The sequence below is a fragment of the Kribbella sp. NBC_00359 genome, assembly GCF_036097425.1.
Taxonomy (GTDB): domain Bacteria; phylum Actinomycetota; class Actinomycetes; order Propionibacteriales; family Kribbellaceae; genus Kribbella.
Window position 1 is genome coordinate 516934 of the sequence record NZ_CP107975.1, and the last position, 14177, is coordinate 531110.

The 14177-nt window shown below is 66.4% G+C and carries 13 protein-coding genes; 7 read left to right on the top strand and 6 right to left on the bottom strand.

Annotated elements, in window-relative coordinates; all coding sequences use genetic code 11:
* Window positions 1–35: 35 nt before the first annotated feature.
* The gene (locus OG876_RS02400; RefSeq protein WP_328523065.1) at window positions 36–542 is read right to left on the bottom strand and encodes a hypothetical protein; all 507 of its coding nucleotides are present in this window, start codon (window positions 540–542) and stop codon (window positions 36–38) included.
* Window positions 543–815: 273 nt separating this feature from the next.
* Between OG876_RS02400 and OG876_RS02405 the strand changes: the two genes are divergently transcribed.
* Window positions 816–2219: an IS1380 family transposase gene (locus OG876_RS02405; RefSeq protein ID WP_328522955.1), complete on the top strand. Its 1404-nt coding sequence runs from the start codon at window positions 816–818 to the stop codon at window positions 2217–2219.
* Window positions 2220–2556: 337 nt separating this feature from the next.
* Here the strand turns inward: OG876_RS02405 and OG876_RS02410 are convergent, their stop codons facing one another.
* The 5 genes from OG876_RS02410 to OG876_RS02430 all read right to left on the bottom strand — a co-directional run bounded on the left by OG876_RS02410 (window position 2557) and on the right by OG876_RS02430 (window position 7183).
* Window positions 2557–3591, bottom strand: coding sequence for a MarR family transcriptional regulator (locus OG876_RS02410; RefSeq protein WP_328523066.1), 1035 nt, complete (start codon window positions 3589–3591; stop codon window positions 2557–2559).
* Window positions 3592–3684: 93 nt separating this feature from the next.
* A complete protein-coding gene (locus OG876_RS02415; protein WP_328523067.1) occupies window positions 3685–4221 on the bottom strand; it encodes a dihydrofolate reductase family protein in 537 nt (178 codons plus the stop codon).
* Between the two features lie 513 nt (window positions 4222–4734).
* Complete coding sequence (locus OG876_RS02420) at window positions 4735–5733, bottom strand: AfsR/SARP family transcriptional regulator (protein WP_328523068.1); 999 nt, start codon at window positions 5731–5733, stop codon at window positions 4735–4737.
* 114 nt (window positions 5734–5847) lie between these two features.
* Window positions 5848–6507: a DUF998 domain-containing protein gene (locus tag OG876_RS02425; RefSeq protein WP_328523069.1), complete on the bottom strand. Its 660-nt coding sequence runs from the start codon at window positions 6505–6507 to the stop codon at window positions 5848–5850.
* 34 nt (window positions 6508–6541) lie between these two features.
* Window positions 6542–7183 carry a DUF998 domain-containing protein gene (locus OG876_RS02430; RefSeq protein ID WP_328523070.1) on the bottom strand — a complete coding sequence of 214 codons (642 nt, stop codon included), beginning with the start codon at window positions 7181–7183 and terminating at the stop codon, window positions 6542–6544.
* Window positions 7184–7267: 84 nt separating this feature from the next.
* Here OG876_RS02430 and OG876_RS02435 point away from each other — a divergent pair, with 84 nt between their 5' ends.
* The 6 genes from OG876_RS02435 to OG876_RS02460 all read left to right on the top strand — a co-directional run bounded on the left by OG876_RS02435 (window position 7268) and on the right by OG876_RS02460 (window position 14175).
* On the top strand, window positions 7268–7732 hold the full coding sequence (locus tag OG876_RS02435; protein ID WP_328523071.1) for a MarR family winged helix-turn-helix transcriptional regulator: 465 nt from the start codon (window positions 7268–7270) through the stop codon (window positions 7730–7732).
* An 81-nt stretch (window positions 7733–7813) separates the two neighbouring features.
* Complete coding sequence (locus tag OG876_RS02440; RefSeq protein ID WP_328523072.1) at window positions 7814–8434, top strand: GNAT family N-acetyltransferase; 621 nt, start codon at window positions 7814–7816, stop codon at window positions 8432–8434.
* A gap of 26 nt (window positions 8435–8460) precedes the next feature.
* A complete protein-coding gene (locus OG876_RS02445; protein WP_328523073.1) occupies window positions 8461–9270 on the top strand; it encodes an alpha/beta fold hydrolase in 810 nt (269 codons plus the stop codon).
* A 325-nt stretch (window positions 9271–9595) separates the two neighbouring features.
* Window positions 9596–12304, top strand: a complete 2709-nt coding sequence (locus tag OG876_RS02450; RefSeq protein WP_328523074.1) for a S8 family serine peptidase — start codon at window positions 9596–9598, stop codon at window positions 12302–12304.
* A gap of 225 nt (window positions 12305–12529) precedes the next feature.
* Entirely contained in the window at window positions 12530–13174 is a 645-nt protein-coding gene (locus tag OG876_RS02455) for a DUF998 domain-containing protein (protein WP_328523075.1), read from the top strand.
* Between the two features lie 44 nt (window positions 13175–13218).
* Window positions 13219–14175, top strand: a complete 957-nt coding sequence (locus tag OG876_RS02460) for an NADP-dependent oxidoreductase (RefSeq protein ID WP_328523076.1) — start codon at window positions 13219–13221, stop codon at window positions 14173–14175.
* The last annotated feature ends 2 nt before the right edge of the window (window positions 14176–14177 follow it).

Below are 14177 nucleotides of genomic sequence, written 5' to 3' on the forward strand. Positions count from 1 at the left end.
CCCGGTGTACCACGGTCTTCGCCCTTGCGGCTTCGTCAAACGGCTCCTTGGTGGAGATCCTCCACATAAGCCAGCTTCGACGCCTCGTCGCGTGGCGATAACAAGTAGTTGGACCACGCCTCCCGCTCGTGGGAGGTCGGTCCCAGCTCCCAGACGCACTGCATTGGGCGGAACAGCCCAGCATCGGGGACCTGGTGGTAGGTGCCGCCGGCCTCCTTCACGTACAGGACTTGCCATATCTCGTTGACCTCACGCCAGACACACACGATGAGGAAGTGGAAGGCTGCCCCTGATCGGTGCAGGATGACGAAACCGAGTTCGTTGCGGAAGGCAAGCGCACCGCGACCGGTCTCCTGCTCCAGGAACCTGCGAGCCTGATCCTGCTCCGCCTTCGAGACCGCGTTGTCCGGTGCGGACACGTCGTACCACTTGAGGTAAACCCCCGGCAGAGACTGGGCGTCGGAAGGTCTCGACTCCTTCCGGATGTGCGACCAGTCGGTGGGCACCTCGCCCAGGCCGGTCAAATCAACTGACTCCGTCATCCTGCATCCTCTCCGTTCCGCACGGCCGATCGCTTGCCACCACATCAATGCGTCGGACGGGCGGCCCGGAGATCGACACGATCACTGATGCGGTCAGCGCCAGGTGATCAAACCGGGACAGACGGATGAGGCGACCTGTGACCGTGAGCCCTAAGCCTCGATCCGTGGACCGGTGGGGCGCGGTCCGGTGCGTTGAACGTGAGAGTGCCTTCTGGATCAGGAGAATCTGGATTGTCTAGGTCCCGATTCCCACGATCCAAGAAGGCACTGCCAGTGAAGTTACCTGATGGTTGGTCGCGAGCGCAGCTGTTGTTCGATGACGAGAACCTCGTGTCGTGTGTCGGGTTGGTGCCGGTGATGGCGCTCGCGGAGCGCGCGGGGCTGTCGGAGTTGGTCTCGGGCAAGGTTGCGATCACCGCGTCGGCGGTGGCGTCGGCCGGGGTGAATCCGGCGGGCAAGCTGACCTCGATCATCGCGGGGATGGCGGCCGGAGCGGACTGCATCGACGATCTGGACGTGATCCGCTCCGGCGGGATGCCGCGGTTGTTCGGCGAGGTGTACGCGCCGGCGACGCTGGGCCAGTTCCTGCGGGAGTTCACCCACGGCCACGGCCTGCAGTTGGCGTCGGTCGCCCGCGCGCATCTGGTCAACCTGGTTGAGCGGACTGGGCTGCTGCCCGGCATCGAGACCCGGGCGTATGTGGATATCGACTCGCTGCTGCGCCCGGTCTACGGGCACGCCAAGCAGGGCGCCAGCTTCGGGCACACCAAGATCGCCGGCCGGCAGGTACTGCGCCGCGGCTTATCGCCGTTGGCCACCACGATCAGCACCGAGCAGGGTGCTCCGGTGGTGGCCGGGATCCGGCTACGCGCCGGGAAGGCCGGCTCCGGCAAGGGCGCGGCGTCGATGGTGCGCGAGGCGATCGCCACCGCCCGCGCCGCCGGGGCGACCGGGGAGATCCTGGTGCGCGGCGATTCGGCCTACGGCAACAGCGCGGTCGTCGCCGCGTGTGTGAGGGCCAAGGTGCGGTTCTCGGTCGTGCTGACCAAGAACCGGGCGGTGAGCGCCGCGATCGGCGCCATCGGCGACGACGCGTGGACGCCGGTGCACTACCCGGGCGCGGTCGTCGACCCCGACACCGGTGAGCTGATCTCCGACGCCGAGGTCGCCGAGGTCGAGTTCACCGCGTTCGCCTCCACCAAACACCCGGTCACCGCGCGGCTGGTCGTGCGCCGGGTCCGCGACCGCGCCAAGACCGAGGAACTGTTCCCGGTCTGGCGCTACCACCCGTTCCTCACCAACAGCACCGAACCAGTCGTCGCCGCGGACCTGACCCACCGCCGGCACGCGATCATCGAGACCGTGTTCGCCGACCTCATCGACGGACCGCTGGCCCACCTGCCCTCCGGCCGGTTCGCGGCCAACAGCGCCTGGGCGATCTGCGCGGCCATCACCCACAACCTGCTCCGCGCCGCCGGCACCCTGACCAGCCCGAGTCACGCCGTCGCCCGCGGCACGACGCTGCGCCGCCAGGTCGTCAACGTGCCCGCCCGGCTGGCCCGACCGCAACGCCGCCCAGTCCTGCACCTGCCCGCCCACTGGCCCTGGGCCCAGCACTGGACCACTCTCTGGACGAAGGTGTTCCAAATCGCGACCGGACCGCCGATCACCGCCTGACCCTCGACCACCTGCCGCACGGCACCGACCGGACAATCAACGTGGAAAGGCTGGGCAGACCAGCACCCCAACGCTGCCCATCAACAGCCAACCAGCCACCGCCCGCACCAACGGCCATCAACTCAGCGGCTCCACGGATTGAGGCTAAGCCCGCCGCCGGCAAGATGCATCGCCGGCGAACGGCTACTACGTCCACACCTCGAAGCTGGATCCGGACAATCCGGCCTGGCAGACGTGCGCGGTGAGCGAGTCGGACACGCTCGAGATCTTCACCTACGACGGTGACATCGCGTGGGGTTCGGTGCTCACCCGGACGCTCTGACCTTCGCCGGATCATTCAGCGAACAGGATCGACCCAGCCGAGAGCGGTCGCCCGGGCGCCCAGTTGGAAGCGGTTCTCGGCCCCGGCCGCTTCCATCATCAAACGTATTCGCCGCTGCACGGTGCGAGTGCTAACGCCCAACTGCCGAGCGATGGTGACATCTGTGAAGCCTGCCCGTAGGAGGCTCAGCAGCCGTTGTGACTCCTGGTCGAAAGGCAGTTCATCGACACCCCCGGGGGCGGCGGCGACAGCATCGCTGAACGGCGCCGCTCGATCCCAGGTCTGCTCGAACAAGGCGATCAACCCGGTCAGGAGCCCGGTCCCCCGGACCACGACCGCACGCGGATCGAGTTCCCCCGTTCCATTCGTCCATGGCACCACAGCCGTCTGATCGTCGACCATGAACAACTTGATCGGAAGTCGGTCCACGACCCGCACTTCCTCACCTCGGTTGACATCGGCGAGCATCGATTCGACCCCTCCCTGGGCGAGGAACCCTGCGCGGTCGTAGACGACTCGGTAGCGAATCCCACTGTCCAGCTGATCCACTTCGGCGGCGTGGAAATCCTCGTCGGTGTGGTCGGTGAGAAATGGCGGCATGACAAAAGCCCGGATCTCGACCCGCGCCGCGCGTTGGAGTTCCTTGAAGACCTGGTCGAGGTCGCCTGGCTGGAGCAGGTCGACCACGTCGCCTGGACTGGATGGCCTCGCCGACTGGTAGAGCGCCGCCAGGTGCTGCACATACGCCTGCACCTGGTCCAGGCGCGACTGCTGGGCGACGACAGCACCTTTCAGCGCCACCAGCGGGGCCAGGGCGACGAAACGGTCGTGATCGTCCGGCGTACGCGCGACCAGGCCCCTGGCCTCGAGGTTTGCCAACCCGCGCCGAACCTCGGCCAGATCGCTCGCCGACTCGCGGAGGATCTCTTGGGGCGAGGCAGAGGCGCGACCAACCAGCGCTCGGTACAGGTACTCGTCCGCGGGTGGCAGCCTCGCCTCTTCTGGAAGCATGCCGGAGCCGGGCAATGCCCGCGAATGTTCGTCAACCATGGCTCTGTCCCTTCGCCATTCGCTCCGACCTCGGCCGTTACACCACCACCGGCGCTCGGGACCAGCACTCGCTCGTCCCGAGCGCAGGCTCGATCACGCCGGCTGATAGATGGCGTACACGACACCCGTGCTGAAGGTGGTCGACGAAGCGAGCTTCAGCGGCAGCGGATCTCCCTCTGCGAACAGACGGTCACCGGATCCGACGGCAATCGGGTGGATCAGCAACCGTAGCTCGTCGAGAACCTTTGTCCTCAGCAACTGCCGGACCAGCGAGATGCTGCCGATCACGCTGATGTCCCTCCCTGGCTGCTTCTTCAGTGCGGTGACCGTCTCGACGACGTCTCCGTCGAGGAGCGACGCATTCCAGCCGGCGTCCACTTCCGGCAGCGTGGTCGAGACCACAAGCTTCGCACTGTTGTTGATCTGGTCGGCCATCTCGCCTTGCAGCTTCGGCCAGAAGTCGACGAAGATCTCGTAGGTCTTCCGGCCGAGCAGCAAAGTGTCGGCTTCGGCGCCGGTTGCCTCGACGACGGCGTTCATCTCCTCGTTCGCGTACGGGAAGTGCCACTTCTCGGGCGCCTCGACGACACCATCGAGAGCGACGAACAAACCGGCGCTTAGCTTCCTCATGCATTGTCTCCTTGGATCAGGCATCGATGCCTACTGTCGTGAATGCGTCGTTCAGGAGTGGCCAGGATCGACACATTGCAAGAGAAATCCCTGCACTATCCGAATTCGACACGGCCCGGCTGCGGGGCCCGGGTCCCACCGCGCCGCCGTACCGCTGTCGAGCAGAGCCGGTCGGCAACGGCGCGCGATGGGAGGTGGGCAGGAGCTGAGGAGGGACTGCAATGACTGCTCCTGCCCGGCGCTGGCACCGCCCGGCCGTGCGACGGCAGCGGTACGACGGGACGGCGGGACCCGGGGTCACTGATGGAAGCGACAGACTTCTCAGCCGCAGTCCGACGACGATCCGCCTCGGAAGCCGCCCACCAGGGCGGTCAGCGTCACGCCTAAGCGAAGGAGGCGTGCGGAACGTGAAAAAGCGGACAAGGCCAATCCTCCTGGGATCTCTTCGGCCGCGCTCTCCGCGATCTCCGAGCGGTAAGGAGGGCGGCGACCACCGAAGCCTCGTCGGCGGGATCACCGATCCGTCACCTGTGGGTCACCGGTCTTTGTTGCCTGCCGCACCCACATGTCCACGTACCCCTTGAGCAGGTCTCTCTCGAGGGTCAACGCCTGGTTCTCCTGGCGGAGCCTGTCCAGCTCGGCATACATCGCCTCGGACGCTTCGAGGTCCGCCTTGACCATCAGTCGGTCTGACGCTTCTATCGCGCCGGGACAGCGCCCGGCCGAGGTGAGGGCCGCTGTACGGGGCTGATGGTCGAGTGACGGGTCACCACGGAGCATCGCTTCATGGAGACGACGGAGCTCCACCCCAGGCTCGACGCCGAGTTGGTCACGGAGCAGACCCCGTGCGCGACGGAAGGTCTCCAGCGCCTCTGCCCGACGGCCGGCGCGGTACAAGGCAAGCATCAGCAGACACTGAAGGCCCTCCCCGTACGGATGGAGTGCTACCAGCCCGAGCAGTTCCGGCACGACTTCGGCGTGCCGGCCAAGCTCCAGCCGCAGCCGCGCACGCCATTCCAGCGCGCCGAGACGACGCTCCTCGATCCGGCGCGCCGCGACCTCCAGCGTCGCGGTAGCCATGCCGTCGAGAGCCGGGCCTCGCCACCACCCCAGTGCGGCGTCGATGGCGAGGGTGGCCTCCACCGGGCAACCGGCTTGCTCGAAGTTCGCCGCCCGGCGAAGGTCGTGCTCGAACTCGTGCAGGTCGAGTTGTCCCTCGCCGACCTCGACGAGGTAGCCGGACCCCCTGGTTCCGATCGGGTCCACTCCCCCCGGTCCGCTGCGGAAGACCCGGCGCAGATCGGAAACCCGATTCTGAACCTGAATCCGAACACCCGCAGGAAACTCGTCGCCCCACGCCGCGGCGATCAATTGCTGGATCGACACGACCCGATTGGCTTCCAGCAACAAGGCCGCGAGGATGCTGCGGCTGCGGTTGCCACCGACGACGAGCTCCTCCCCGCCGCCATAGATCTCCAGCGGCCCCAGGATTTTGAATTCGACCGGCTTCATGCCGCCTCCTCAGAAGGTAGGTCCATGGCCTCGCGCGCCACGTCCGACAGATCTCCCCACCAGTGCGTCGAACGGAAGAGGCGGATGTCGACACAACGGCCGTCGATTGCCGGATCAGATTCGCACCCGCCCGACAGCATGGTCAGCCCGATCATGGACATCGGCACCGCGTAGGCAGCGCAGGGCAACGGCCGTGAACCACTGGAACCCGATCAGCACCGAGATCGCCAGCCGCCAGCTGGATGTGTCCTGGTCCGGCCAGGCGCTCAGGACCAGAGAGACAACCCCGCTGGCTGCGGAGAACGCCGCCCACGCCGTCCGGCCGTCCGCTCTGAAGCGCGCGGCAAGAATCAGACTGACGACCACCAGCGCGGTGAAGGCCAGCGGCGGCGCAAACGCGTGCAAGGTGCCATGCCAACTGAACTCCGAGGGAATCTCATCCGGAGTTCCGACGGGGTATCCGAGGGCAGGGTCGGGAGGGAACACGCCGCCGGCGATCAGGCCGATGCCGAACAGGCTGGTGAAGCGTGGAGCCCACTTCGCTCCGCGGCCGCCGTGAAGCGAGCGCCGCAGGCCGACGGCGAACACACAGGCCAGAATCCCGGCCACGACGAAGTTGGTGATCTGAATCCACCCCAGAGCTCCGACACTGAGCAGGCTCATGGGTTGATGGGTGATGTCGAAACCGTCGCGGGTCAGCAACTGCAGGGCGACGGTGGCAACGAACAGGGGGCCGGCGACGACGCCGGCCGAGAGCAGAGTCTTCGTGCTCATGGTCTTTCCTCTCTGATCTTCGTCTCAGGACGATTCACTGAGAGCGTCGAACCGCTGGGGTTCGAATCGACACGGCCGGCTGACTTTTGAACTGGGTGGCCACAGCGAAAAGCCAGGCGAACCCGATCAGCACCGACAGCCGTTCGGCCAGACCAGAAGGAAGACTCGGGCCGCCGTCGGCGAAGTTGACCGCCGCAAGCACCGACGCGACGATCCAGAAACCGAGGACGCCTGCGGCGGCGATCCACCCCCAAACCCGAGAGACCATTGCCCGCGTCACGACACATGCCGCGGTCAGGCAAACGAAGAACAGTCCTCCGGCGATGTCATGGACCTGACCGTGCCAGCTGACCGCGGCGTCGTACTGCGAGTCCGGTGGCGGATCCGACACGAACAGGCCGGCCGCGCCGAAGGCGATCCCGACCGCTGTGACCATCCGGCCGGGCCACGCGCCGACGTCGGCGACCCGCCGATGGAGGAAGAGGCCGAAGGCAACCAGCGCCGAGCCGGCCACGAGGAAGTTGAGGATCTGGATCCATCCCCACGGTCCGATCGAGAGATGGCTGACCCAATGGTCCAGCGGTGAGAAGTCGGTCCGGACGGCGTCCTCCACCGCCACGACCACGACGAACAGCACCAGCGCACCGCGGAAGACGAGCGGGGTAGCGGCCTTCATAGGATGCTCTGAGCAGTGAAGATAATGTGCATGGGCGCAATAATTGCATGCGTGCATCTACCCGTCAAAGGAAGAAGCTGAGTCGTGCCGTCCGACCTACAAGCGACCTATCGGGGATACCTCGCGGCCGTTGTCGCCTATCACCACACAGTGGCCGCCAGCCTCGACATCGGCTACACCGACTACCAGGCGATGAACGTGCTGCAACTGCACGACGGCCTCGCGACTGGCGAACTGGCCCGGCTGGTGGGCCTCAGCACCAGCGCCGCCACCCGCATGGTCGACCGTCTGGAGCGACTCGGCTACGTCTCGCGGTCGGCCGATCCACAGGATCGCCGCCGTACGATCGTCCGGTTGGGCAAGACCCAGCCCGCCCGGCTGTACGAGACGTTGGAGGTGGTCCGATCCCTGGTCGGGAACGCCTTCGAGGGTCTGTCCCCGGCCGACCTGGAGGTGCTGGAACGCCACTTCACCAAGGCGCGGGACGGTTACCAGACTGCGACGAATCTGCTGCTCGATCGGGAAGCCGCGGAAGACAACACCGACTGATCCTCAGTCTGCGGGTCGGTCGGTGGCCGGTCCGTGAATGATCCGGGACGGATCGGGGATCATCGCCTTTACCGTGCGGACATGATCCGTACCGAGCGACTCCTGCTCCGCCAGTGGACCATCCTCGATCACGGCCCGTTCGCCGCGATGAGCGCGGATGCCCAGGTGATGGAGTACTTTCCCGCGGCATTGAGCCGTGAACAGAGCCTTGCGATGGCCGACGGCTGCCTGCGCACGATCGAGGCCAACGGGCACGGCCTGTGGGCACTCGAGACCCGGGACACCGGTCGGTTCATCGGCTTGACCGGCCTGGCAACAGTGGATTTCGAGGCAGACTTCGCACCCGCGACGGAGATCAGCTGGCGCCTCGCACGAGAAGCCTGGGGGCACGGGTACGCCAGCGAAGCCGCCCGCGCCTGTCTCCAGTTCGCCTTCGAAATCCTCGGGCTGGCCGAGGTCGTCGCCATGACGGCGACCGGCAACTGGCGGTCTCGCCGGGTGATGGAGCGGATCGGGATGCTTCACGACCCGGCCGACGACTTCGACCATCCGCGCGTCACGCCCGGCCACCGGCTCGAGCGGCACGTTCTCTACCGTATCGATCGTCACCGCTGGCCGCGGGCGGCGTGGTTGACCTCGCAACTGGCGATGGACGACTTTCATCTCCCCCATTCCGGCCCCCTCCCGTGGCCGAGTTACTGATACAGCAACCAGTGGAGAACCCGATCATGCAGACAGTGACCTCACCTGACGGCACGACCATCGCCTACGACGAAGCCGGCGCCGGTGCACCCCTGATCCTCGTCGCCGGGGCATTCAGCTACCGCAAGTACCCAATGCTGCCCAAGCTGGTGTCCGCCCTCTCCGACCAGTTCACCGTGTACAACTACGACCGACGAGGGCGCGGGGACAGTACCGACACGGGGCCGTACTCCGTACAGCGCGAGATCGAGGACCTAGCAGCACTCATCGAGGCGGCGGGCGGCGAGGCGGATGTCTGGGGGCAGTCCTCCGGCGCCGCGCTGGCCCTCCACGCTGCCGCGGCCGACATCGGCATTCGCAGACTCGCGCTGTATCAACCACCTTTCCGGGTCGACAAGAGCACACCACTGCCCCCACCCGACTTTCAGCAACACCTGACCACGCTCGTTGCTGACGGCAACAGCAGCGCGGCGGTCCGGTTCATGATGACGAAGGGTATGGGCGCGCCTGGTTTCGCGGTCGGCATCATGCGGCTGCTGCCGTTGTGGAGGCGCCTGACCAGGCTGGCCCACACCCTTCCGTACGACGTGGCGATCGTCGGCGACAAGATCTACGGCGAGCCACTGGTGGCCGCGGACTTCGCCGAAGTGAAGGTACCGACCCTGGTCATGGCCGGCGGCAAAGCGCCCGGCCCGCTTCGGACCGGAGCTCGGCAACTCGCCGAGGTTCTCCCCGACGGCCGGTACCAGGTTCTCGACGGCCAGAGCCACGCGGTGTCACCAGCAGCCCTCAAGCCTGCCCTCACGGCCTTCTTCCGGCAGTCACCAGAAGAGTAGTTCTCCCAACGCAATCTCGATCGACGATTGACCGGCGAATCGGCGTGGATGACGCCGACGCCGGTCAGTTGTCGTTTCCACCACGATCTGGTTGCTTCAGGCATCGATCGCCGACCGCACGCTGTCGCGTTCCCGCCGTTGGCGAGATGTCGTCAGCAAAGCTTGCTGACAGCCGGAAAGCCTTCGGTGATGGTGGAATCAGCGCCGACCACCGGCGCTTCATCACGGAGGAACATTCATGCGTCGAAGGACAATCAGTGCCGGCGTAGCGCTCTTGGTAGCCCTGTTGCCACTCGCTGCTCCCGGGGCGAGCGCGGGTCCACCCGTGGGCACCGAACCGCCGCCTGCCGTAGCCGAAACGGAAAAGACCGTCACCCTGATCACCGGGGACGTCGTGCACGTACGGAAGATGCCGGACGGCCGCACGACCGCGGTTCTGGACGCCAAGTCACCGTCAGCGGCGTTCCGGATCTTCGAACGAGGTGGGCACACCCAAGTGATCCCACTGCCGGCGCAGCCGTTGGTCGACCGCGGCTCGCTGGACGGACGGTTGTTCGACGTCACAGCCCTGATCGAGCAGGGGTACGACGACGCCACCCGGCAGGATCTGCCGCTGATCCTCATGTACGGATCGGCGCTCTCACAGGCCGTACCCGATGGAGCGCGAACCGGCAGAGTCCTCAGCAGCGTCAACGCTCGCGCTGTCAGCGCGGTCAAGTCAACCGCCAGAAAGTTCTGGGCCGATGTGGCGCGCCAAGCCACCGTTGGTGCGGCCAACAACCTGGCGGCAGGTCTCGACGACGGGATCACGAAGATCTGGCTCGACGGCAAGGTCCGTCCCTCACTGGACCGGACGGTGCCGGCCACCGGAGCGCCGCGAGCCTGGCGCGATGGCTACGACGGACGCGACGTGAAGGTCGCCGTGCTGGACACCGGACTCGACCAGGGACATCCGGACTTCGACGGCAAGGTCGCTGCCACCCGATCGTTCACGCCCGACGGGAAGACCGACGACCTGATCGGTCACGGCACCCACGTCGCCTCGATCGTGACCGGATCGGGAGCAGCCTCCAAAGGGCAGTATTCCGGTGTCGCTCCCGGCGCGAAGCTCCTTGTCGGCAAGGTGATCAGCGACGGCGGATCCGGACAGGACTCCTGGCTGATCGCGGGCATGGAATGGGCAGTTGCCCAGGGCGCCAAAGTCGTGAACCTGAGCCTCGGCAGCAATCCCACCGACGGCAACGATCCGTTGAGTCAGACCGTCAACAGGCTGACCGCATCCAGCGGCGCCCTCTTTGTGGTCTCCGCGGGCAACTCGGGGCCTGTGGAACGCACGGTCTCGTCACCGGCCTCGGCCGACTCTGCTCTCGCGGTGGCCAATCTGCAGCTCGACGGACGGCTGAATCCAACCTCCAGTCGTGGTGCCAGAGTCGGTGACAACGCGATCAAGCCGGAGATCAGCGCCCCGGGGACCGACGTTGTCGCCGCACGCGCCGCGGGCAGTGTGATCGGGCGACCGGTCGGGGACAGGTACATGTCCCTGTCGGGAACGTCGATGGCTGCTCCGCATGTCTCCGGCTCCGTGGCAATCCTCGCGCAGCGGCACCCGGACTGGACGGCTGCGCAACTGAAGGCCGCCCTCGTCTCGACCGCCGTTCCAGTCGACGACGAGCCGATCTGGGGTCAGGGAGCGGGGCTGGTGGCAGTCGACCGCGCTGTGGCCACGACCGTGCGAGTCAGCGAGTCCGTACTGAACCTCGGCTACATCACGGACGATGCCGCACCTCGTACCCGGACGCTGACGTATCACAATGACGGCGACAAGCCTGTCACTTTGACGCTGACCGCGGCGATGAAGTCCGATGACGGGAATCCGATTCCAACTGCTGCTCTCAGCGTCAGTCACCATCAGTTGGTGGTGCAGCCCAACGGTGCCGCGACAGCGACGATCACCCTGAACCCGTCGCTGCTGAAGCCAGGACAGTACTCCGGCCGGCTGGTGGCCACCGGAGGTCAGGTCCCGGTCACCACGCTGCTCGGTTTCTATCGACAGGGTGACCTGGCCGACGTCACGGTGTCTCTGACCGATCGAGTGGGTCGACCGGCATCCGGAAGCGTGACGCTCTACAACTACCGCAAGGGCCTGTTCGAACCCTGGGGCTACATCAACGGCAGCATCACGGCAGGGCAGACACTGCACCTGCGGATCCCTAAGGCGACGTACAGCATCACCGCCCTGGTCACCAGCAACGACGAGTCGGACCGGTTCACCGAAGAGATGAGCGTCGTGGCCGATCCCCAGCGGGTCGTCGACCGCGACGTCCACCTGGCCCTGAAGGCGAAGGACGCCCGCCCGGTCGCAGTACGCACACCGGAGGAGACCGTTGCGGAGAGCGTGGTCTTCGGCTGGGTTCGCGGCGACGGCAAAGGCAACGACTTCATCGACTCATTGGTCCTCCTGCCCGCGGACGGACACCAGGGCGGAGTGATCGGCGAATCGAGCAGCAGGCTGTTCAGAGACTCCGAACTGCTGGCGACGTTCCCCTACGCGGGGTTCGGAGACATCGACGTACCGGCCGACGACACTGGCTACCGCCTCGAAATGACCGCCTCGAACGACTCGTCGACCGCCGGCCGCCTCTCGACCCGGACGGACACGGCCTGGTCGTTCCGATCGTCCCAGGTGGGCGGCGGCCCAGAACCGCTGCCTTTGCTGTCCGTTGCCTACGAGATTCCGCTGTCGGTGAGGAACAGCGCCGATCCCCGATCTCCGCTGCCATTCACCGCGCGGGTCCGCCTGCAGGACGGCACCGCGGTGACCATCGGGGCGGCTTCGGTCTGGCACTCGTTCGATGACGGCGGGACCTGGAAGGAGCTGAGGAGCCGGGTGAACGGTGGATCCGTGACCGTCATGCTGCCTGCCGCCGCCTCGAGCGGTCATCAGTACGGATCTCTACGCATCGTCGTCAAGGACCGCTCAGGTAACTCGATCGAGCAGACGATCCATCGCGCGTACCGTCTCGCCCGCTCCTGAAGGAACCTCCGGCCGGGCGTCGACAGCTGCCCGGCCGGACCGCTCCGCGTGAAGAACCGGTGAGCGGTCAGGGACCGGCCCGATTACCTTGCCGAGGTGATGCGGCACTCGCCGAACATGCGCTACGACACAGCCCTCGATCGATCGTGGGCAGAGGAAGGCCTACCCAAAGTGCCACTGGAACCAGAGCCCTACTTCAACACCCAAGCTGCCGTGACTCGCTCCATGCTCGGTTGGGGAGTTCTCGTCGGTCCCATCTACTTTGCCGTCAGCCTAGTTCAGGCCTTCAGCCGCGACGGATTCGACTTCTCCGAACACCAGTTGAGTCTGCTGATGCTCGGAGACCGCGGCTGGATCCAGTCCGCGAACCTGATCATCAACGGCCTCCTGACCCTCGCGGCCGCGGGCGGATTCCTGCGAGCGATGCAGACACGTCGCCGGGGCAGGCTTGCTCCGGGCCTGCTCGGAGTGTTCGCGATCGGCCTGGTCGGCAGCGGGATCTTCGCGCCCGACCCGATGCAGGGCTTTCCTCCCGGGACCGGCGAGGTCACCATCACCAGCTCCGGAATCCTGCACATGGCCTTCGGTGCGGCACAGTTCCTCGCGTTGGCCGGCGCCTGCTTCAGCTTTGCTCGCTGGCTCGATCTGCACGGTGATCCGGGATGGAGGCGCTGGTCGACCGCGTCCGGCGTCACCATCATTGTCGGCTTCCTCGGCGGCGCCGCCCTCGCGCAGCACACCATCGGTGTCGTGTTCCTGTGGGCAGCCGTCGTGACCGGCTACCTATGGATCGCACTGGCCTCGGCCAAGCTCTGGAGTGCCACGCCGCATCCTGCAGTTTCGCCATCGCGCCAGACGAGCAGCCGCTAGCCGATCTCCGGCGATACCACGACAGCTTCACGAAGGAGACAGTTATGAAAGCAGTGCGCTACCACTCGTACGGCGCCAGCGATGTCCTCAGCTACGAGGACATCGATCACCCGGTGGCGGACACCGGTCAGGTGGTGGTGCGGGTCGCCGCCACCGCGTTCAACTTGTTGGATGCCGCGGTCCGCGGAGGCCTGCTGCAGCAGATCTTTCCGATCGAACTCCCGCACGTTCCGAACTACGACATATCCGGCGTCATCACCGAGGTCGGCGACGATGTCACCGGTTGGAGCGTCGGTGACGCAATAGTGGCATTCTTGCCACCTCTCCAGGCCGGCGGTGCCGCTGAGTACGTCGCGGTCCCCGCCGACGTACTGGCGGCCGCGCCTCGCAAGGCTGAGCTGGCCGACGCGGCAGCACTGCCCTCTGTCGGGCTGGCTGCCTGGCAGCTCCTGTTCGAACACGCCGACCTGAAGGCGGGCCAGAGCGTCTTCATCGACGGCGCCGGCGGAGCAGTGGGCGGGTACGCCGTCCAACTCGCGAAGCAGGCCGGCATCACCGTGACGGCAACAGCCGGTGCGCGCAGCCACGACCGTGTCCGCTCGTACGGCGCTGGACGGATCATCGACTACACCGCCGCCCCGATCACGCCGGCCCTGGCAGGACAGGTGTTCGACGCCGTGCTACATCTCGCTCCCACCAGCCCGGACCTCAAGCCCACCAGCCCCAAGGAAATCGCTGAGCTGATCGACCTCGTCGCCGATGGTGGTACCTTCGCCAGCACCACCACCCCTGGCCCCGATCAGGCCGGACGCGGCGTGCGCACCGCTCGGGTCTTCACCCGCAGCGATGCCGTGCAATTGGCCGAGCTGGTCAGTCGGCTGGATGCCGGTGATCTGAAGATCGATGTGGCTGAGCGGCGGCCACTGACCGATCTGGCCGCCGTCCACGACCAAGCTGCCGTGGGACGGCTACCCGGAAAGACCATCCTGATCCCTGCCTGAGT